Raw genomic sequence first — 19,129 nt, 5'->3', positions numbered from 1 at the left:
CCTCAGCGGGATTCTCGCTGCGGGATCTTTTTCCCAAGTGGCTCCGCCACGAGGGAAAAAGCTGTCCTCGCGAGAATCCCGCTGAGAACCCGCGGCGGTGCCGGTGTCTCGGGTGGTCGCTGCTCAGCGGCTTCGCCGCTGACAGGACGATGACCAGGTCCGCCGGGCAGCAGCAGGAATGGGGCTGTTCAGCGGTTCGGGGTGGTTTGCTCGTCGATGAGGTCTCGGAGCCGGGCGAGAGCGGTGGCGGAGGGGGTGCCGGGTTCCGCGTGCAGCAGCAGCGCTTCGAGGCCGCCGTCGCCGGGGACCGCGAACTTCTCGGCCAGCAGCTCCACCTCGCCCAGCGTCGCGTGCCGCACGCGGAACCGGCTGCCGTGCGCCCGCCGCACGTCGTGCCGCGCCCACAGGGTGCGGAACCGCTCGCTCTTCATCGACAGCTCGCCGATCAGGGCGTGCAGCCGCTCGTCCTCGACGTCGGCGCCGCTCTGCGCGCGCAGGTGGGCGACCGCGTCGGCGGCGTGCTCCTCCCAATCGGGCACGCGGTGCTGAGCCTCGGGTTCGGTGAACAGGCCGCGCAGCCGGTTCGTGCCGGGTTCCGCGCTCGGCAGCAGTTCCCGGGAGAGCGCGTTCACCGCCAGCACGTCGCCGTACTTGGTGCACACCAGCGCGGGCACGTTGAGCGTGCGCAGCAGCAGGTCCAGCCCGCGCGGCACCTGCGGTTCCCGTCGCGCGCGCCTGCGGGGCCGGGGGCTCGCGAGCGCGGTCAGGTGTTCGACGCCCTCCGCGTCCAGCTGCAGTACCCCGGCGATCGCCTCGACGACCTGCGGGGACGGACTGCGGTCTCGGCCCTGCTCCAGGCGCAGGTAGTACTCGACGCTGATCCCGGCGAGGGTGGCGACCTCCTCGCGGCGCAGGCCCGGCACCCGGCGCAGACCGCTGCCCGGCGCCAAACCCACTTCGGCGGGGGTGACCACTTCCCGCCTGGCCCGCAGGAAATCACCCAGCGCGTTGCCCATGCGATCCAGTATGCCGCCGTCGCGGCGAGGTGGGTGTCCCCCGCACTACCAGGAACGACGCGGACTGCCGGGAGCCCCCGCCTGCGGTGAGGCTGGTCGCCATGACAACGCGCACTTGGTTCATCACCGGCGTCAACAGCGGATTCGGGCGGGAGCTGGCGGAGCAGCTGCTGGCCCGCGGCAACCGGGTGGCGGGCACCGTCCGCCGCGAGGGTTCCGCCGACGACCTCCGCGACGCCCACGGCGACCGGTTCCGGCTCGCCCACCTCGACGTCACCGACCTGCCCCGCATCCGGGAGGTCGTGGACGCCGCGTTCGCCGACCTCGGCCGCATCGACGTCGTGGTCATCAACGCCGGGTACGGCCTGTTCGGCGCGGCCGAGGAGGCCGGCGACGAGCAGGTGCTGCACCAGATCACCACCAACCTGCTCGGCGCCATCCACACTGCCCGGGCCGCGCTGCCGCACCTGCGGGCGCAGGGCGGCGGGCGGCTGATCCCGATCTCCTCGGTCGCGGGCCTCGCCGCGCACGCGGGCGCGTCGCTGTACCACGCGAGCAAGTGGGGCGTGGAGGGCTTCTTCGAGGCGCTGTCCCAGGAGGTCGCCCCGTTCGGCGTGGAGGTGACGCTGGTGGAGCCGGGCGGCGCGCGCACCGCGTTCGCGGGCTCCAGCCTGCGCACCGGTGAGCCGCTCGCCGCCTACGACGGCACCCCCGCCGCGTTCGTGCGCGGCTTCCGGGAAGGCGCGCCGATCCCGATCGTCGGCGACCCGGTGAAGATCGCGGCCCGCGTCATCGACAGCGCGGAGCAGCGGCCCGCCCCGCTGCGGCTGGTGCTCGGCAGCGACTCGTACCGCGCGGTGACCGCATCGCTGCGGGCCCGCCTCGCCCAGGTCGAACCGCAGGAGGCGAGCGCCGCCGAGACCGACGGCTGACCGCGGCGGGGTTCGGCCCGCCGAGCGCCGGACGGCACCCGACGGGCCGAACCGAGTCCCACGAACCGGTGATCGCGGCCTTGCGCCGGCCGCCGCCGCAGTACAACTCGAAGCATGGATCGAACCTCGCCCGGACCGGACATGCGCTCCCTGCAGCACCCGATGTTCAGCCGCTTCTGGACGACCGTGAGCTCGATCGCGGACCGGCGCGGCGTCGCCGAGTTCCGCCGCGAGCTCGTGCGCGGCACCGCGGGCCGGGTGGTCGAGGTCGGCGCCGGAAACGGGCTGAACTTCGCGCACTACCCGGTTTCGGTCACCGAGGTGATCGCGGTGGAGCCGAACGATTCGCTGCGCGTGCACGCCGATCGGCACGCGCGCTCGGCCCCGGTTCCGGTCCGGGTGGTGGCCGGGCAGGCCGAGGCGCTGCCCGCGGCGGACGGTTCCGTCGACGGCGTGGTGCTGAGCCAGGTGCTGTGCTCGGTGCCGAGCCCGCAGCGCGCGCTGCGCGAGATCCGGCGGGTGCTGCGGCCCGGCGGGACGGTGCACTTCCTGGAGCACGTGCGGTCCGCGCGACCGCTGGTGGGCGCGTTCCAGCAGCGCATCGCGCCGGTGTGGCGCCGGTTGTGCGGCGGCTGCGAACTGCACCGCGACGCCGCGGTCGAGCTGGAGCGGGCCGGGTTCGCGCTCGCCGCGACGCGCCGGTTCGGCTTCAGCCCCGGCCCGTTGTTCTGGATGACCTACGTGCTGGGCAGCGCGACGCCGGACGAGGGGTGAGCGGAGTTCACTTGGTGCCGATCACCATGAACTCGTCGCCCGCCAAGCGCTCCACCTTCGAGGAGCGGAAGCCCGCTTCGGCGAGCCAACTCCGGCACTCGGTGCCCGTGTAGCCGAACCCCCGCGGGCTCATCACGAGCATGTGCAGGCTCATCAGCAGTCCTTCGACGTGGCGCAGCCGATCGTCGTCGACCAGCACCTCGTAGATCACCACTTCGCCGTGGTCGGGCAGTGCCTGATACGCCTTGCGCAGCAACAGCTTCTTCTCCTCCAGACCCCAGTTGTGCAGCACGTGTCCGAACACGAGCACATCGGCCTCCGGCAGCGGGTCGGTGAAGAAGTTCCCGGCGACGAAGCGCATGCTTCCGGCCGGTCGCCGCGCGGCCGTCGTCTCGAACGCGTCCGCGACGGCGGGCAGGTCGAACCCGGTGGCGCGCAGGTGCGGGTGGTGGTCGAGCAGGTGGGCCAGAAGTTCACCACCGCAGCAACCGATGTCGGCGACCGTCCGGTATCGCGACCAGCGCAGCCGTCGCGGCAGCGCGAGCTTCGCCATCATCGCGCCCCCGGCCATGGCCGACCTGAACCGCCACACCCGCTCGGGTTCCGCATAGATCCGCCCGTAGGGGTGCACGTCGTCGGCCGGTACAGTCCACTGTGGAGCTCCCTGGGCCAGCGCTTCGGGCAGCAGCGCCCACGACCGGAACCACTGGCTCCCGGCTTCCTCCAGCAACCCGCCGACGTACCGGGCGGGGTCGTGCCCGTCGAGATGCGCGGCCGCGTGCGGAGCGTTGCGGTACCGGCCGTTCCGGCGCCGCAGCAGACCGAGGGCGACCAGGCAGTCGAAGAAGTCCTGGGCACCGCGCTCGTGGACGCCGGTGCGCGCGGCGAGTTCGACCGCGCCGAGCTCGCACCCCGCGAGCGCGGTGAACACCCCGAGCCGCACCGCCGCCAGCAGCACCGCCGACCGCCAGAAACCCAGTCCCAGCACGATGATCTCGTCGAGTTCCGCGGCATCGCCGCATCGGACGCGCCGGATCCCCGCCGGGTCGTGCACGTCCTCGAACCGGACCACCACGCCGTCGCGGAAATCCCAGATGTGCGTGAACGGAACCATGCCGTCGACCGCACCGCCGTCGCACCGGTATTCGCCGAGAACCACGACCCGAGGGCCGGACGGCAGCTGCGCGTGGGGTTCCGCGACCAGCTCACCGCGTTCCGCGCGCAACTCGGCCAGGACCGCCTCCCGGCCGCGGACGGTGTTCCGACGGCCGTCCCGGGCAGGGCCGGACCACTCGACGTCCGCGGCCAACAACGCCGCGGCCGTCCCGAGTTCCCCGCGGCGGCGGGCGCGGTAGAAGGACCGCAGGACGTCCTCGTTCGTCGACATTCGTTCCCCCTCATTCCGGAAGCGGGTGCGCGGCGTCGGCAATCGCGGAAATCACCGAGGAATGCGAGACGATTCCACCCCGAACCGCGAACATTTCGTCCGACCGCGACCCGCGAAACCGGACGGTCTCGCACTCCCGCCGCAATGTGCAAGCACGCCGCACAAGATGAATACCCCGTCGCACCAACGAAACACCGCAGCTCACCGATCGAGTGATTGAAGATTCGCACCCTCCCCACGAACACCGCGATGTGCCAACATCGAAAACCGACGGGCCGTTTCGCCGAATTCGGCGAGCCACACCGGAATCACCGATCGCACCGGAATCACCGATCGCACCAGAACCACTGATCGCGCCGAGAACACCAGTCCGGCGAATGCCGGTCGCACCGTCGCGACCTCCGCTACCCGCCCACCACCCGGTGGCCCTTCCGACGACCACGTGAAGCGGTCGGACGTCGCGGGGAGCAGCCCAAGCGCCGGGCGGACAGGGGAAGGTGATGACCACCGAACACCGCACCGCGAACGCACCGGCCCCGCACGCATCCGGTTCCCGGCAGGCGCACGACTTCTTCGCCGTGCTGGCCGGGCGCACCGCGACCCGCCGCTTCACCGGCGAGCCGATCGACGACGCGACGCTCGACCGGTTGGTGACGGCCATGCTCGCCGCACCCTCCGCCTCGAACAAGCAGGCGTGGGCGTTCGTGGCGGTCCGCGATCCCGCGCGGGTGCGGCGGATCCGCGCGTTCGCGCCCGGCGTGATCGGGGTCCCGCCGCTGCTGCTGGTGGCCTGCTTCGACGGATCGCGAGCTCCGGACGACCAGCGGATGCCGGAGGTCGGAGTGCTGTGCGTGGCGATGGCCGTGCAGAACCTGCTGCTGGCCGCGCACGCGCTCGGCCTCGGCGGATGCCCCGTCAGCAGCTTCCTCGCCGAACCCGTCCGCAGGCTCACCGGTCTTCCCGAACACATCACTCCCGTGCTGGTGGTGCCGATCGGACATCCGGACCGGGAACCGCAGCGGTCCGTGCGCCGCGACGATTCGGAGGTGGTGCGGTATGAGCGCTGGTGACGTCGACCCGCGCGAGGAACTCCTGCTGCTCGCGGCATTCCTGCTCAGCAGCGGCCGCCGCCAGACCGAGGAGACCCGCGACTACGCGGTGTACCGGCTGGTGGAGGGCGCCCGGCGCGCCCTGCTGATCGCCGGGTCCGGCGATGCCGATCCGCGGTTGGAACCCGTGCTGGCCCGGCTCGACGAGGTCGTGCACGCGCCACCGGGATCGGCCGACCTCGGCCCGCTGCTCGACGACCTCTGCACCCGGATCGCGGAGGTGCTGCAGCCCTCCGCCGAGCCACCGACCCGCCCGTGACCCCGCCGCGACGCGGGGAGGAGACCAGGCGCCCGAACACGGCCACGAGCACCGCGCACGGCTTCGACACCACGCCGTGCAGCGAACGCTGCGCGGAGCTGTGGCGACGCGGCGACCACGCACTGCTCGGGGTGAGCACCGGGAACGGCTACTTCACCCAGGAACGCCTGCTGTCCCTGGTGAACTGGGCCGGTCACCACTTCGCCGAGGTCGACCTGATGTACGTCGACACCCACATCGACTCGACGCTCATCGCGGGCGGCGCCACGCCCGCCGAGGCCGCGCGGCACGTGAAGTCGCGGTTGCGCGACATCCGCCGCAAGATGCGCCGGGTCGTCGAACAGCACGCGGCACCCTGCCTGCGCGTGCGCGCGTTGTCGGAGTTCCAGGCCGAACCGGCCTACCACCGGGCGAAGCACCGGACGGACGAAGCGCTCGCGACGGACCCGGTCTTCGCCGACGCGTGCGCGGACCTGGTGCGCCGCTTCCTCGCCGGCGGCGGCGCCGACGTCCCCGCGGAGCGGATCCGGGCGGGGATGGACTACCTGCTGGCGGAGTTGCCGTTCTTCCTCGACGCGCCCGCCCTCTTCGGCGTCAGGTCGTCGATGATCTGCTACCACCTCAGCACCCCGGTGGTGGAGTACCTGTCCCGCCCGGACAACGGCGTGCTCCCCGCGGACCGCGAGCACGGATTCCTCGTGGTGGAGCCGAATTCCTCCTCCTGAGGACCGGTCAGCGGGACAGGGCGTCGGTCAGCTGCGGGACGAGGCGGTCCAGGACGTACGGCAGGCTCAGCACCGAGGAGAACGAGAACGCGTTCCCGTAGTCGCCCGCCTCGTCGATGACGATGTCGCGCCGTTCCCGGGACACCGCGAGACCGCGGTAGACCGGGTCGTCGCGCAGCGCGGCCCCGCCGTCGCCGACGAACCAGATCAGCACGTCGTGGTCGAGCAGGTCGGACCGTTCCCGGCTGATGTTGACGCCGAACCGGTCGCCCACCACCTCGTCCAGGCCGGCGGGCAGTGCGAAGCCCAGCTGGGCGAACACCCGGGACCGCGGGTCCTGCCTGCCGTAGACGAAGTAGCCGTCGTAGGTGGTGGCCAGCAGGCCGGTGGCCGCACCGAACTCGGGGTGCTCGCGGCGCACGTCCGCGAGACGTCCTTCGAGCTCGCCGACCAGCCGCTCCGCTTCGGGGGCTTCGCCGAGCGCGGCACCGGCGGTGCGGGTCTGCTCCTGCCACGGAACGCCGTAGTCGGCGTGCTGCGCGGGCTGCGCGACGGTCGGCGCGAGCTTGGAGAGCGTCGCGTACTCGGATTCGGACACGTCCGAGTACAGGGCGAGGATGAGGTCCGGTTTCAGCGCGGCGATCCGCTCGTACTGGATGCCGTCCTGGTCGTCGAGCACGACCGGCGCGGCCGCGCCGCCGAGCCGGTCGGCGGCCCACGGGCCGATCGCGCCCGGGTAGTCGGAGACGAGCCACTCGGTGGTGGCCACCGGCACCACCCCCAGCGCCAGCACCGCGTCGTGGTCGGTGAGCCCGACGGTCACGACCCGCTGCGGGCGGTGGTCGAGGGTGGTGCTGCCGTACTTGTGCGGCAGCGTGACGGGGAAGGCGCCGTCCGCGCTCGGCGGTGGCGCGTCGGACCGGGGCCCGCTCGCGCCGCAGGCGCCGGTCAGCAGCAGGGCGGCCAGCGCGAGGGCGGTGAAGCCACCTCGCCAGGCACGAGCGGAGCGATGCACAAAGGGCAGCCTTGCCTAAGCGCCCTGCCAGGTCAAGGTCTCGGCCCGGCCGCTCAGGCCGCGCTGGTCCGGGTCCGGCGGACGAGGCCCGTGATCCCGCGGTACGCGGCACCGAGCACCACCGCCTGGAACACGGCCGCGACACCGACGCCGACCCACAGCAGCGGGCTCGACAGGCCGATGAACAGCACCGAGGTCGGCGCGGTCACCAGGAAACCCCACACCCCGGCGAGACTCGCGTCCGGGTGCGGCACCAGGAACGTCATGACCAGCACCCAGGCCCACACGGCGGCGACCAGGCCCAGGTAGCCCAGCGACACCGGGTTGACCAGCAGGTGGCGGGCCACCTGGATCGGGGATCGCTTCTGATCGGCCATGCTGTTCCTCCTGAACGAACGACTGCGAGCCCCCATGATCGTCGCCGCGGGGGCGGGCCGCATGAGTAGTCCTACCCGGTTCGCTGCACCGCGCCCGGTGGACGTCCCGCCCGGACGCCCACCACGGGAGGTCAGGCCGTGGCGGCCTGCTCCGCGGCTCGTTCGGCGGCCTTCTCCTGACGCCACTGCTCGTCGTTCTTGCCCTCGCGCCAGTACCCGGAGATCGACAGCCGGTCCTTGGTGACACCGCGCTCGTTGAGCAGGTGGCGGCGCAGGTCGCGCACGAACCCGGCTTCGCCGTGCACGAACGCGTGCACGTCGCCGGGCGGGAACTCCAGCTCCCGCACCGCAGTCGCCACGTCGTCGCCAGCCGCGCGGTGCAGCCAGCGGACCTGCGCGTCGGCCTTGGTGGCCAGCGACTGCTGCTCCTGCGCGTCGTCGACCAGCACGAACGCCCGCGCCTGCGCCCCGGCGGGCAGTGCCTCCAGCGCGGCGGCGATCGCGGGCAGCGCGCTCTCGTCGCCGACCAGCAGGTGCCAGTCCGCCGCCTCGTCCGGCGCGTAGGCGCCGCCGGGACCGGCCAGCAGCAGTTCGTCGCCGACGGCCGCGTTCGCCGCCCACGGCCCGGCGAGCCCGGTGTCGCCGTGGTGCACGAAGTCGATGGTGAGCTCACCGGCTTCGGCGTCGTAGTACCGGACCGTGTAGGTGCGGGTGCTGGGCCACTGCTCGCGGGGCAGCTCCGCGGTGATGACGCCCATGTCCAGCGGTTCCGGGTAGGTCACGCCGGCCACCGGGAAGATCACCTTGACGTAGGCGTCGGTGAACTCGTTGTGCCGGTAAGCCCGGATGCCGTCCCCGCCCGCCACGATGCGGATCATGTGCGGGGTGAGTTGTTCCTTGCGCAGCACTCGCAGCCGCTTGATCGGCCTGGGCTTGCCCGCTTGAGCCATCCGGCCCTCCTCATCGCGAATCCATCTCTCTGAGGCAAGGCTAACCTGACGCGCCACCTCAGGTGAACGGCCCACCGGCCCCGGCCGCCGGGACGAACGGGTCATTCACCCGGGTCGGTCACGGCGATCACCGTGAACGGCCCCACGTCGCGGCGGGTGAAGCTCGGCGAGTCGAACAGCGCCGGGTCGAAGCGCACGTCGTAGATCTGCACGTTGGGCTGGTGCGGGAACGCGTCGTGCGACAGCGTCAGGTGCAGCCCGTCGTCCTCGCGGCGCAGCAGGAACGCGTTCGGCGGCGGGTACGGGCTGCGGCGCAGCAGCGCGGCGAGCTCGTCCGGCCCGGACGCCGCGGCCCAGCGCCGGATCAGCGCGGCCCGCTCTTCGTAGTCGGCGAGCGGGTTGGCGTAGTGCGGGGTCTCCTGCTGGAAGCCCCAGTACGGCGCGAACGACATGATCGGGTGGTACGTGGTGAGCAGCGTGATCCGCTCCGGCGGGCGTCCGGTGAGCTCGGCGAGCGCGGTGGCCAGGTCGTCGTTCCAGGCGCCGGGCTGCGCCGGGTCCTGCTCGCGCTGCGCGTTGCCTCCCGTCGGGTAGTAGTCCGAGTAGGCCGGACCCGCGGCCTCGGCGACATCGGTGGCCAGCGCGGTCTCCACGGTGCTGACCGATCCGGCGAGTCCCAGCAGCACGGCGAGCGCCGCGGCCTGCGCGCGCCACCGCCGGTGCAGCCGGGCCCTGCCGTACCGCCACAGCTCGAGCAGCCCGAGCACGCCGGCGACGGCCAGCAGCACGTCCAGCGCGGCGGCGGTGCGGAACGCGAGCAGCGTGGTGCCCGCCGCGATGGCGAGCGTCGAGAGCCCGAACCACGCGTAGGTGACGCCGGTGAGCACGAGCAGCGCCGCGGCGGTCTCCGTGCGCCGGAACGCGAGCACCAGCCAGCAGAACCCGGCGAGGCACAGCGCGCCGAACAGGGTGGGTTCCAGGAACGGGAACGGCGGCACCGATTCCGCGGGCAGGTACCGGTTCGCCGCGCCCGCACCACCGGCTCCGCCGAGCTTCGCGAGCAGGAACGGCGTCCACACCGCCAGCGCCACCAGCCCGCCGATCGCGCCGACGGCGGCGAGCCGCAGCACCAGCGGTCCCGCGACCTGCCCGATCCGGCCACCGGCGCGGATGCGGGCGGTGGCGACGGCCGCGGCCATCGCGACGAGGACCGCGGTGGCGAACGCGAGGTACAGCGCGTAGGTGATGGCGGTGAACCCGAGGTACAGCCCGATGCCGAGGTGCGCGGCCCGGTGCGGGTGCGCGCGGCAGCGCAGCACGTGCCAGGCGGCGACGGCGACGGGCGCGAGCCAGGCCACCGACATCCACGCGTAGGGCTCGTCGAAGCCGTGCAGGAAGCCGCTAAGCGTGGTGGCGACCGCGCACAGCACGGCGATCCGCCTGCGCACCACGGTGCTCCACAGGGTGAACGCGACCGCGGCGGTGACGGCGATGGTCAGCAGCGCGAACGGTTTGTACGCGGCCCAGGCGGGCTGCCCGGTGAGGTCGGCGAAGCGGCCGCCGACCCAGAACCAGCCCGCCGGGTAGTAGGGCGCGATGCCGGGGTAGTTCATGTCCGCGGGCACCGGCGAGTCGGCGAGCCGGGTCAGGTACTGCATCCGGAACATCTGGTCGACGGACACGCCGCCGTAGTACAGCCGGGTCGGCTCCAGCGGCCAGGCGAGCACGCTGGTGGCCAGCGCGGGCAACGCCACCCACACCGCGGGCAACCGCAGCCGCGCCGGGATGCGGTCGGCGAAGCGGGCGCCGCCGAGGAGCGCGGCGAGCAGCAGCGCGGCGGAGGCGGTGGCCGCGACCTCGGGCAGTTCGGTGGGTTCGCTGAGGCCGAGCCGGGCGACGGGCAGCTGCACGGCGAGGCTCACCAGCACCGCGAGCAGGACCGCTACGGAGAGTTCAAGGACGAAGGGCTTCGGCGGTGTCCGGAGCGAGCACTCCGCGTTCTCCCCGGTTCCGGCGGCGACTGAACCCATGATCAGGTGACTATACGTATCCGCCTGCCACCCGCAAGAGTGACGCGAGGAGTCGAGGGGTTTTCCCACGTGCCGGCTCAGTCCGGCGCGAACCCCCGCGCCAGCCGCGCGAACCCCGCGTCCAGGTGGTCGTGCAGGTCGGAGTCCGGGTCGGCCCGCTGCCAGCACTGGATCGCCACCCGCAGTGCGGTCACCCCGGTCGCCGCCAGCAGCCGCACGTAGGCCTCGCCCTGCTCGTCGCCGACGCGGCGGGACAACCCGTCGGCCAGCGCCAGCTCCAGGTCCCGCGAGGCCAGCGCCACCCGGCTCACCAGCTCCGGGTGATCGCGCAGCACCAGCGCCTGGTCCCGCCAGGTGGGCGCCGCCATCGCGGTGTCGATGACCTCGCCGAGCACCGCGCGCACCACGCGCAGCAGCGGCTCGGCGCCCGGCCGGTCCACGACGCGCTGCGGGGTGCTCGCGATCGTCTGCGGGTCCCACGGGACCAGCACCTCCTCCTTCGCGGCGAAGTAGTTGAAGAAGGTGCGCGGGGAGACCTCGGCGGCGGCGCAGATGTCCTCGACGGTGACCGAGATCGCGCCGTGCTCGCGGAACAGCCGGACCGCGGCCTGCTGCAACGCCTGCCTGGTGGCGCGCTTCTTGCGCTCCCGCAGGCCTTCCGGCGCTGGTGACGGGGCCTCGCCGGTCGCGTCGGGCGTCGTCGTTCTGGGCATCCTGGGCTACTCCTCGTGGATCCGTCGCGGCGGCCGCACGTCGGACCGACCATCGTAGTGCGGTGGCCGGTCCGGCCGGGTACTCCGCCCCTTCCGGACAAAGCGCCACGACTCGGAGGAACTTTGCACTATCTGCATTCTTGCACCGGATGCAGCCACTGATACGCTGCCGGAGCCCGGATCTCCGCGACCTCGTCCGCCGCGCGCGGCGACCCGCACCGCCAGGCCCCTCCGCGGCCCGGCCGGGTCGATCCGCTCCGCGCAGCAGGCCGAGGACCGGGCGTTCCCGGCGGCGGCTCACCGATCCCGATCCGCCACCGGCCCCAGGCGCACGAGCTCACCCGCCCCCGCCTGCCCACGACCGTCACCGAGACAAGGAGCAAGTCGTGCCCGAGCAGCAGCCGACATCGCTGGTGCGCACCCTGGCCTCGTCGCTGTGGTTCCCGCTGTTCTTCATCCTCGGCTTCGTGCTGTGCTACCTGCTGCCGTTCCACGCGCCGGCCCCGCACCACGTGCCGGTGGTCGCCGTCGGCGAGCAGCTCGCGCACCAGCTCGACGCGAAGTTCGCGGCGGCGCTGCCCGGCGGGGTGGACGTCACCGCGGTCCCGGACGTCGACGCCGCGAAGGCGGCCATCACCGGCCGCGACGCCGTCGCCGCCTACGACCCGGCCAGCGGGCAGCTGTTCTACGCGAAGGCCAACGGCGCCGCGCTCGTCCAGTTCCTGCAGCAGATGTTCGCGCCGGTCGCCGCCGCCACCGGGCACGCGCTGACCCCCGTCGACCTGGTGCCCACCGCCACGGGCGACGTGATGGGCACCGGGCTGTTCTACCTGCTGCTGGCGATGAACATCCCGCCGTACGTGACGGTGATGGTGCTGCTGCGCGCCGAGCTGTCCACCCGGCAGAAGCTGATGTGCCTGGTCGGCGTCGGCGCGTTCGCGGCGATCGTCTGCTACACGGCCGGACGCCTGCTCAACGTGATCCCGCCGCACCCGGTCGTGCTGCTGCTCGGGTTCATGCTCACCCAGGCCGTCGGCTGGACCACGTTCGGGCTGGTGCCGCTGGTCAAGCAGTTCATCCCCGGCGTGGCGATGTCGCTGTTCGTGCTGCTGAGCATGCCCTCCAGCGGCGGGGCCATCCCGAAGGAACTGGTGCCGCCGTTCTTCCAGTTCTTCCACCTGCTGCTGCCGCTGGGGCAGGCGGCCGATTCGATCCGCGGCGTCCTGTACTTCGACGGCGCCCGCTCCTGGCCGGGGATCATCGGGCTCGCCGTGTGGTGCGTGATCGGCGTGTCGCTCACCGCGGCCACCCAGTGGTGGTCGAAGCGGAAGCGGGAGAACGACCCGGAGGCCGTGGCCGAAGCCGGTTCCTACGAGCACCAGGACGACCGGGACGCGATCGTGGACCCGACGTTCGAGCCGCCGCGGCCTGCGCACCACCGCACGCTGGCCGGCACGGTCCGGCTGGCCGGTGAGCTGCCCGCGCGCGGCGCGGTGGTGACGGTGACCGACTCGGCGGGCAACCAGCTGGCGCGGGTCGACGCCGACCCCGACGGCGGGTACGAGGTGCACGACCTGCCGGACCGCTTCGTCACCGTCGTCGCCGCCGCACCGGGCGCGGCGCCCGCCGCGAGCCGGGTGTCGGTGCCGACCGGGCGCAGCGAGCACGACTTCGCGCTCACCCCCACCGCCTCCGGGGCGCGGCGCTGACGCGGGGGGGCGGCCGATCCGCGCGGCCGCCCCTTACTCCTCCGCAGGCCTCGCGCACAAGAAGATCCCGATCACACGATCCGGCGGCGGCGCCCTCCTTCCGCCGGAGCAAATCCGCTGATTTGATCTTCTCGGGAAAAAGGCTCCGGATTCCCCGCGGCACGGTGCACCCGCCGGTAACCGCCCCGTGCCAGATTCGTTGAACCGGAGTACACCGCAGCGGCGCGGCTCGCGTGCACCGGACCCGTTCGGCGGGTCGGTGAACTCGACGTGCGGAGAGGACCCCATGAGCGCATCCGAATCCCCGCTGGTCGAGCGAGTGGTCGACACCGACCGCTACCCCCTCGCCGATCCCGGCGGCCGCGGCTGGACCGAGGCCGTCGCCCGGGCCCGGCTGGACCTCGCCGAACACGGGTGCACCGTGCTCACCGACTTCATCCGCCCGGAACTGCGCGACGAGCTGCGCGAGGAGTGCGCGGCCATCGCACCCCGCGCGCACTACGACGTCGAGACCGTCAACGCCTACAACATCGACGTCCGCACCGAACTGCCGCCGGAGCACCCGGGCCGCAAGACCATGCGGCGCGGCAACGCGTTCGTCGCCCGCGACCGGATCCCGTCCGGCGCGATCATCCACCGGCTCTACGCCGACGAGCGGTTCCAGCGGTTCCTCGCCGACTGCGTCGGGCTGCCCGCGGTCCACCCGCTCGCGGACCCGCTGGCCGGGCTCACCCTCAACGTCGTCAACCCCGGCATGTCGCACCCGTGGCACTTCGACACCAACGAGTTCGCGGTGAGCATGCTGACGCAGGAGCCCGAATCCGGTGGTGCTTTCGAGTACTGCCAGGACATCCGCTCCGCCGAGCAGGAGAACTTCGACGACGTGCGGGCGGTGCTCGACGGCGCCGGGGAACACCTGGTGCGGCGGCTCGCGCTGCGGCCCGGCGACCTGCAGCTGTTCAAGGGCCGGTTCTCGCTGCACCGGGTCACCGAGGTCGGCGGTGCCCGCGCCCGGCACACCGCGATCTTCGCCTACAGCGAGCGGCCCGGCGTCATCGGCAGCGTCTCCCGCACGAAGCAGATCTTCGGCCGCGTGCTGCCCGAGCACCTCGCCGCCGAGGGCAACGCCGTGCGCGGCGACGCGCTGCTCGACTGACCCCCAGCCGCAGAGGAGCACGTCGGTGCAGTTCGACGCCACCGGGAAGATCACGCTCGACCACATCTACACCCAGCCCGATCCGCGGGACTTCGCGCGCACGCTGCGCCCGCTGGACTACCGGATCCCCCAGCTCGCCAAGCCGTACTTCGCCAAGTTCCTCGACGAGTACCGGGCCACCCGCCGGGTGCCGGTGCCGACCGTCGTGGACGTCGGCAGCTCGTACGGGGTGAACGCCGCGCTGCTCCGGGCGGACGCGACCCTCGACGAGTTCTACGCCCGCTACACCGGCGACGCCGACCAGCTCGACCGCGAGCGGCTGCTGGCCCGCGACCGGGACTGGCTGCGCGCCCGCGGCGACCGGTGCGAAGCGCGGTTCATCGGGCTGGACACCGCCGGTCCCGCGCTGGACTACGCGCTCGCCGCCGGCTACCTCGACGCGGCGGTGCACGCCGACTTCGAGTCCCGGGAACCCGATGCACGGCAACGGGACGTGCTGCGCGGCGCCGACCTGGTGATCTCCACCGGCTGCCTCGGCTACGTCGGCGAGCGCACCCTCCACCGCGTCGTCGACGCCGCCGGGCCGCGCAGGCCGTGGATGGCGCACTTCGTGCTGCGGATGTTCCCGTTCGACGCGATCGCCGCCGGGCTCGCCGAGCTCGGCTACCGCACCACCCGCGTCGACGGCGTCTTCGAACAGCGCCGCTTCGCCAACCCGCAGGAACAGCAGCAGATGCTGGCGACGCTCACCGCCGCCGGCGTCGACCCGACCGGACTCGAAGCCGACGGGCGGCTCTACGCCGAGCTCCACCTGTCCCGCCCGCACGACTGACGACACCAGCAAGCCGGACACCGGAAAGCCCGATCGCACTAGGATGACCGTGAACGACAACCACGACTGGTCCACCCGCACCTTCGGCAACGAGGACCGGCTGCCGCGCGTGCCGCTGCCCACCCTGGAGAGCAGCTGCGCCCGGTTCCTCGAGTGGTGCGCCCCGCTGCTCGACGCCGACCAGACCGCGCGCACCGAGCAGGCCGTCGCCGAGTACCTGCGGCCCGACAGCCCGGCCCACGAGCTGCACGCCGAACTCCAGCGCTTCGACGCGGCCGAGGGCACGCACAGCTGGCTCGACCGGTTCTGGCCGTCGCGCTACCTCGGCAGGCGGGACCGGATCGCGCTCAACGCCAACTTCTTCTTCCTGTTCCAGGACGCCGAGCTGACGCAGGTGCAGCGCGCCGCCGGGCTCATCGCCGGGGCCGTCGCGCACAAGCGGGCGGTGGACGCCGAAGAGCTGCCGCCGGTGGTGCAGCGCGGCGCCGCGTCCTCGATGGAGCAGCACAAGTACCTGTTCTCCACCACCCGCATCCCCGGCGCGCGGCAGGACACCGTCCGCTCCCCCTACTCGGCCGAACACCCCGGCCCGTCGGACGCCCGGCACGTCGTGGTCTTCTTCCGCGGCAACGTGTTCCGGCTCGACGTGCTCGCCGCCGACGGCACCCCGCACGACCTGGCCGACCTCGCGACCGGGCTGGAGTCCATCCGGGACGCCGGATCGCAGCGGGCACCGGTGGACTCCGCCGTCGGGCACCTGACCACCAAGGCCCGCGCCGACTGGGCGGCGACCCGGCAGCGGCTGCTCGAACTCGGCAACGCCGACGCGCTGGAGACCATCGAGTCGGCGCTGTTCTGCCTGTGCCTGGAGGACTACGCGCCCACCGACGTGCAGGAGGCCTGCGACCAGCTGCTGCACGGCGACAGCGGGAACCGCTGGTTCGACAAGGCCGTGTCCCTGGTGGTGTTCGAGGACGGCCGGGCCGGGATCAACGTCGAGCACTGCGAGCTCGACGGCACCACCATCCTCGCGTTCGTCGACGGGCTGCTCGGCTCGACACCGGAGCAGCACGCGGCCGCCGCCGGGGCCCGCGCGCTCGGCGTCCCCGACTTCGGCCGCGTCGACTTCGTCCTCGACGACGAGCTGCGCGCCGGGGTGCGCGAGGCGGCGAGCGCGTTCGCCACCTTCGCCGCCGAGACCTCCAACAAGATCCTCGCCTTCGAGGACTTCGGAGCGGAGCGCGCGAAGCGGCTCGGCATGTCCCCGGACGCGTTCGTCCAGATGGCCTACCAGCTCGCCCACCACCGCACCAAGGGGATCGGCGCCACCTACGAATCCATCGCCACCCGGCAGTGGCGGCACGGGCGCACCGAGGCGATGCGCGTCGTCACCCCGCAGGTCGTCGACTTCGTGCGCACCGTCGACGATCCGGACGCCGACGCGGCGGCGAAGACCGCGGCGTTCCGGGCCGCGGCCGCGGCGCACGTGGCGCGCGCCAAGCAGTGCCAGGCCGGGGACGCGCCCGAGCAGCACCTGTGGGAGCTGCAGCTGATCCAGCGCCGCGGTGCCGAGTCGGACGCGGCACCGCTCGCGCTCTACGACTCCCCCGGCTGGACCGTCATGCGCGACGACTACCTGAGCACCAGCTCGGCGCCGTCCACGAACATCCAGCACTTCGGGTTCGGCTCCACCAGCGGCAAGTGCATCGGCGTGGCCTACGTGCTGCTTCCCGACCGGCTGAACATCTACCTGAGCACGCCGCTGGCGGTGTCCGGGGAGATGTACAAGTTCGCCGACAACCTGCGGATCGCGCTACAGGAACTGGAGGACCTGCTGATCACCGAATGAACTGCGGCCACTCCTGGTGGTTTTCGGGGTAGGTGGCGGAACCTCAGCTGCTTCCTCGCTGCGGGATCGATGTCACCGGTGGCTCCGCCACAGGAGAAATCGCCGTCCTCGCGAGGAACCAGCTGAGAACCCGCGGGTGGTCCGGTCGTTCCGGTGGTCGTCGGCTCAGCGGCTTCGCCGCTGACCGGCGAAAGCGGAAGACAGGACCGGACGTCGGAGCGCCCCGGACGAGTGGGTCGGCCGGGGCGCTTCGGGGTGGGGTGGGTCAGGCTTCGAGGAAGCCGCCCGCGATGAGGGCGTTGCGGATCACCGCGGTCTCGGCCTCGTCGGCCTCCACCAGCGGCAGCCGCGGGCCGCCCACGCGGTGGCCGAGCAGGTTCAGCGCCGCCTTCACCGGGATCGGGTTCGTGGTCACCGACAGCGCCGCGAACAGGTCCTTCAGCGCAGCGTCCAGTTCGGCGCGGTTCTCCGGCTCGTCGATCATCCGCCGCATCTGGGGCCCGGCCACGTGGCTGGCCACCACGATGCCGCCGACGCCGCCCATGTCGAGGGCGCGCGCGAAGGTCTCGTTGTTGCCCGAGTACACGCCGAGCCCGTCGATCAGCGCCAGGTTGTCGTCGTTGGCCTGCTTCACGTAGTCGACGCCCTCGATCTGGGCGAGCTCGGCGAGCAGGTCGTTCGGCACGTCGATCGCGGTGCGGGACGGCACGTTGTAGAGCACGACCGGCTTGTCGGTGGCCTGCGCGATCTCGGTGTAGTGCCGCACCAGCCCGCGCCGGTTCGGCCGGTTGTAGTACGGCGTCACCGACAGCACGCCGTCCACGCCGAGCTCGGTCACCCGCTCGGTCATCGCGCAGGCCTGCGCGGTGTCGTTGGAACCGGTGGAGCCGAGCACGGTGACGCCTTCGGGCCGCTCCGCGCAGGCGATTTCGACGAGCCGCAGGTGCTCCTCGTTGGTGAGCGTCGCCGCCTCGCCGGTGGTGCCGCAGACCACCACGCCGTCCGAACCGCTGTCGATCACGTGGTGCAGCAGCGCGACGAACGCGTCCTCGTCCACTTTCAGCTCGTCGTCGAACGGGGTGACGATCGCGGTGAGCAGGGTTCCGAGTGTCGTCGTCATGGCGCTGCCTTCCTCAAGTCCGTGTCGTTCGGCCGATCCCGGCGCCGGACCGTCGGAACCGCCCGGCCCGCCCGCGGCGCTGCGCGGGGGCGCCGGTTCCGGCGTTCAGGTCTCGGCCCACCGTCCCAGGGAGGCGCGTTCCGGGCACTTCGCCGCGGGGACGGGTGTCACCAGCATGAATCATCCGGGGCGGCGGGCTCGACGAGGGTGTGGGCGATCGCGATTCCTCCGGGACGGCGCCCGGGCGCCCGGACGATCTCCCGTCGCAGGCCGGGTTTCCGGGCGATCTCCCGCGCCGGTCAGCCGCCGGGCTGCTCGCCGGTGTCGTCGCGCTCGGGGTTCCGGTAGAGCTCGGCGTAGCGGGCGCGCTGCTGCTCGGTCATCCGCTCGGCCGCCTCCTTCCGGACCTGGCGCGCGGTGCCCAGCGGGTAGCCCTGCTTGAACGCCCGGTGCTCGCAGGTGAACTCGGCGTAGGCCATGCCGTACCAGACCGCGAGGATCGCGCCGCCCAGGATCGCCATCGCCTTGATCCACATCGGGCCGGGGACCAGCAGGAACAGCAGTCCCGGGGAGATCTGCACCAGGCTGCGCACCGCGTGCCGCAGCTGCCAGGTGCGGGCGGTGACGTCGTGCAGCACCCACTCGTCGTGCCGCGAGGGCAGCTTCCCGCCGAACGCGTACCAGACCCAGCGCGCCGGATCGGGCCGCACCCGCTTCGCCTCGACCACCGCGCACCGCCTCCCGTCCAGTCGTCCGGCCCCCGGACGAACCACTCGATGATTAGTGCACTAATCATATGCCCACTAAATGTTAACGTGGCACCAGGCCGATCGGAAGGAACGCGATGAGCCCCGTCGAACCGGACCGCCCCGCGGTGGACGACCCGCTGGCGCTGGACCGGCAGGTCTGCTTCGCCCTGTCGGTCGCCTCCCGCAGCGTCATCGCGCTGTACCGGCCGCTGCTGGAACCGCTGAACCTGACCCATCCGCAGTACCTGGTGCTGCTGGCGCTGTGGGAAGCCGAGCCGCGCACCGTCAAGGACCTCAGCCACACCGTGCAGGCCGAACCGGCGACGCTGTCCCCGCTGCTGAAGCGGCTCGAAGCGATCGGCTACCTCACCCGCAGCCGCACCGCGGGACATCGTCGGGCAGTTCACCTATGTCGTGGAGACCGAAC

The 19,129-nt window shown here is 72.4% G+C and carries 19 protein-coding genes; 10 read left to right on the top strand and 9 right to left on the bottom strand.

The genetic code is table 11. The features are described from left to right. Positions 1–188: 188 nt before the first annotated feature. On the bottom strand, positions 189–1,016 hold the full coding sequence (locus ABZ805_RS27055) for a helix-turn-helix transcriptional regulator (protein WP_358446028.1): 828 nt from the start codon (positions 1,014–1,016) through the stop codon (positions 189–191). Between the two features lie 101 nt (positions 1,017–1,117). Here ABZ805_RS27055 and ABZ805_RS27050 point away from each other — a divergent pair, with 101 nt between their 5' ends. Continuing rightward, the gene (locus tag ABZ805_RS27050; RefSeq protein ID WP_358446025.1) at positions 1,118–1,948 is read left to right on the top strand and encodes an SDR family oxidoreductase; all 831 of its coding nucleotides are present in this window, start codon (positions 1,118–1,120) and stop codon (positions 1,946–1,948) included. A gap of 114 nt (positions 1,949–2,062) precedes the next feature. After that, positions 2,063–2,722 carry a class I SAM-dependent methyltransferase gene (locus ABZ805_RS27045; protein WP_358446022.1) on the top strand — a complete coding sequence of 220 codons (660 nt, stop codon included), beginning with the start codon at positions 2,063–2,065 and terminating at the stop codon, positions 2,720–2,722. A gap of 7 nt (positions 2,723–2,729) precedes the next feature. Here ABZ805_RS27045 and ABZ805_RS27040 read toward each other — a convergent pair whose 3' ends face one another. Beyond that, the gene (locus ABZ805_RS27040; RefSeq protein WP_358446020.1) at positions 2,730–4,109 is read right to left on the bottom strand and encodes a methyltransferase; all 1,380 of its coding nucleotides are present in this window, start codon (positions 4,107–4,109) and stop codon (positions 2,730–2,732) included. A 500-nt stretch (positions 4,110–4,609) separates the two neighbouring features. On the opposite strand from ABZ805_RS27040, the gene ABZ805_RS27035 reads away from it, so the two are divergent. From ABZ805_RS27035 to ABZ805_RS27025, 3 genes are read left to right on the top strand one after another with little or no spacing between them, the layout of a single operon-like run. Beyond that, on the top strand, positions 4,610–5,179 hold the full coding sequence (locus ABZ805_RS27035) for a nitroreductase family protein (protein ID WP_358446017.1): 570 nt from the start codon (positions 4,610–4,612) through the stop codon (positions 5,177–5,179). Beyond that, positions 5,166–5,477 carry a DUF6092 family protein gene (locus ABZ805_RS27030; protein ID WP_358446015.1) on the top strand — a complete coding sequence of 104 codons (312 nt, stop codon included), beginning with the start codon at positions 5,166–5,168 and terminating at the stop codon, positions 5,475–5,477. Before ABZ805_RS27035 ends, ABZ805_RS27030 begins: the two co-directional genes overlap by 14 nt. Next, the gene (locus ABZ805_RS27025; protein ID WP_358446012.1) at positions 5,474–6,202 is read left to right on the top strand and encodes a tRNA-dependent cyclodipeptide synthase; all 729 of its coding nucleotides are present in this window, start codon (positions 5,474–5,476) and stop codon (positions 6,200–6,202) included. The genes ABZ805_RS27030 and ABZ805_RS27025 overlap by 4 nt, the downstream gene beginning before the upstream one ends. 7 nt (positions 6,203–6,209) lie before the next feature. On the opposite strand, the gene ABZ805_RS27020 is transcribed toward ABZ805_RS27025, so the two are convergent. From ABZ805_RS27020 to ABZ805_RS27000, 5 genes are all read right to left on the bottom strand, one after another. Next, entirely contained in the window at positions 6,210–7,217 is a 1,008-nt protein-coding gene (locus tag ABZ805_RS27020) for an iron-siderophore ABC transporter substrate-binding protein (protein WP_358446009.1), read from the bottom strand. A gap of 53 nt (positions 7,218–7,270) precedes the next feature. Then, the gene (locus tag ABZ805_RS27015; protein ID WP_358446006.1) at positions 7,271–7,594 is read right to left on the bottom strand and encodes a hypothetical protein; all 324 of its coding nucleotides are present in this window, start codon (positions 7,592–7,594) and stop codon (positions 7,271–7,273) included. Between the two features lie 131 nt (positions 7,595–7,725). Continuing rightward, the gene (locus ABZ805_RS27010) at positions 7,726–8,544 is read right to left on the bottom strand and encodes a siderophore-interacting protein (protein WP_358446003.1); all 819 of its coding nucleotides are present in this window, start codon (positions 8,542–8,544) and stop codon (positions 7,726–7,728) included. Between the two features lie 101 nt (positions 8,545–8,645). Next, positions 8,646–10,574, bottom strand: a complete 1,929-nt coding sequence (locus tag ABZ805_RS27005; protein WP_358446000.1) for an arabinofuranosyltransferase — start codon at positions 10,572–10,574, stop codon at positions 8,646–8,648. Positions 10,575–10,651: 77 nt separating this feature from the next. Then, positions 10,652–11,287, bottom strand: a complete 636-nt coding sequence (locus ABZ805_RS27000) for a TetR/AcrR family transcriptional regulator (protein ID WP_358445997.1) — start codon at positions 11,285–11,287, stop codon at positions 10,652–10,654. 386 nt (positions 11,288–11,673) lie between these two features. Between ABZ805_RS27000 and ABZ805_RS26995 the strand changes: the two genes are divergently transcribed. From ABZ805_RS26995 to ABZ805_RS26980, 4 genes are all read left to right on the top strand, one after another. Beyond that, complete coding sequence (locus tag ABZ805_RS26995) at positions 11,674–12,996, top strand: carboxypeptidase regulatory-like domain-containing protein (protein ID WP_358445995.1); 1,323 nt, start codon at positions 11,674–11,676, stop codon at positions 12,994–12,996. 286 nt (positions 12,997–13,282) lie between these two features. Continuing rightward, positions 13,283–14,152 carry an arpA protein gene (locus tag ABZ805_RS26990; protein WP_358445992.1) on the top strand — a complete coding sequence of 290 codons (870 nt, stop codon included), beginning with the start codon at positions 13,283–13,285 and terminating at the stop codon, positions 14,150–14,152. A gap of 25 nt (positions 14,153–14,177) precedes the next feature. Beyond that, positions 14,178–14,984, top strand: coding sequence for a class I SAM-dependent methyltransferase (locus ABZ805_RS26985; RefSeq protein ID WP_358445989.1), 807 nt, complete (start codon positions 14,178–14,180; stop codon positions 14,982–14,984). A gap of 43 nt (positions 14,985–15,027) precedes the next feature. Further along, positions 15,028–16,833 carry a choline/carnitine O-acyltransferase gene (locus ABZ805_RS26980; RefSeq protein WP_358445986.1) on the top strand — a complete coding sequence of 602 codons (1,806 nt, stop codon included), beginning with the start codon at positions 15,028–15,030 and terminating at the stop codon, positions 16,831–16,833. 265 nt (positions 16,834–17,098) lie between these two features. On the opposite strand, the gene dapA is transcribed toward ABZ805_RS26980, so the two are convergent. Then, positions 17,099–17,953, bottom strand: coding sequence for a 4-hydroxy-tetrahydrodipicolinate synthase (gene dapA, locus ABZ805_RS26975; RefSeq protein ID WP_358445983.1), 855 nt, complete (start codon positions 17,951–17,953; stop codon positions 17,099–17,101). 299 nt (positions 17,954–18,252) lie between these two features. Continuing rightward, positions 18,253–18,681, bottom strand: a complete 429-nt coding sequence (locus tag ABZ805_RS26970; protein ID WP_358445980.1) for a DUF5313 family protein — start codon at positions 18,679–18,681, stop codon at positions 18,253–18,255. A 116-nt stretch (positions 18,682–18,797) separates the two neighbouring features. On the opposite strand from ABZ805_RS26970, the gene ABZ805_RS26965 reads away from it, so the two are divergent. Then, the coding region (locus ABZ805_RS26965; RefSeq protein ID WP_358445978.1) for a MarR family transcriptional regulator at positions 18,798–19,129 on the top strand (332 nt) is incomplete at its 3' end.

Origin of the sequence: Saccharopolyspora sp. NPDC047091 (assembly GCF_040643635.1) — a bacterium.
Classification (GTDB): domain Bacteria; phylum Actinomycetota; class Actinomycetes; order Mycobacteriales; family Pseudonocardiaceae; genus Saccharopolyspora_C.
The sequence above is the reverse complement of the archived record's forward strand: the minus strand, read 5'-3'. Positions and strand labels throughout refer to the sequence as shown.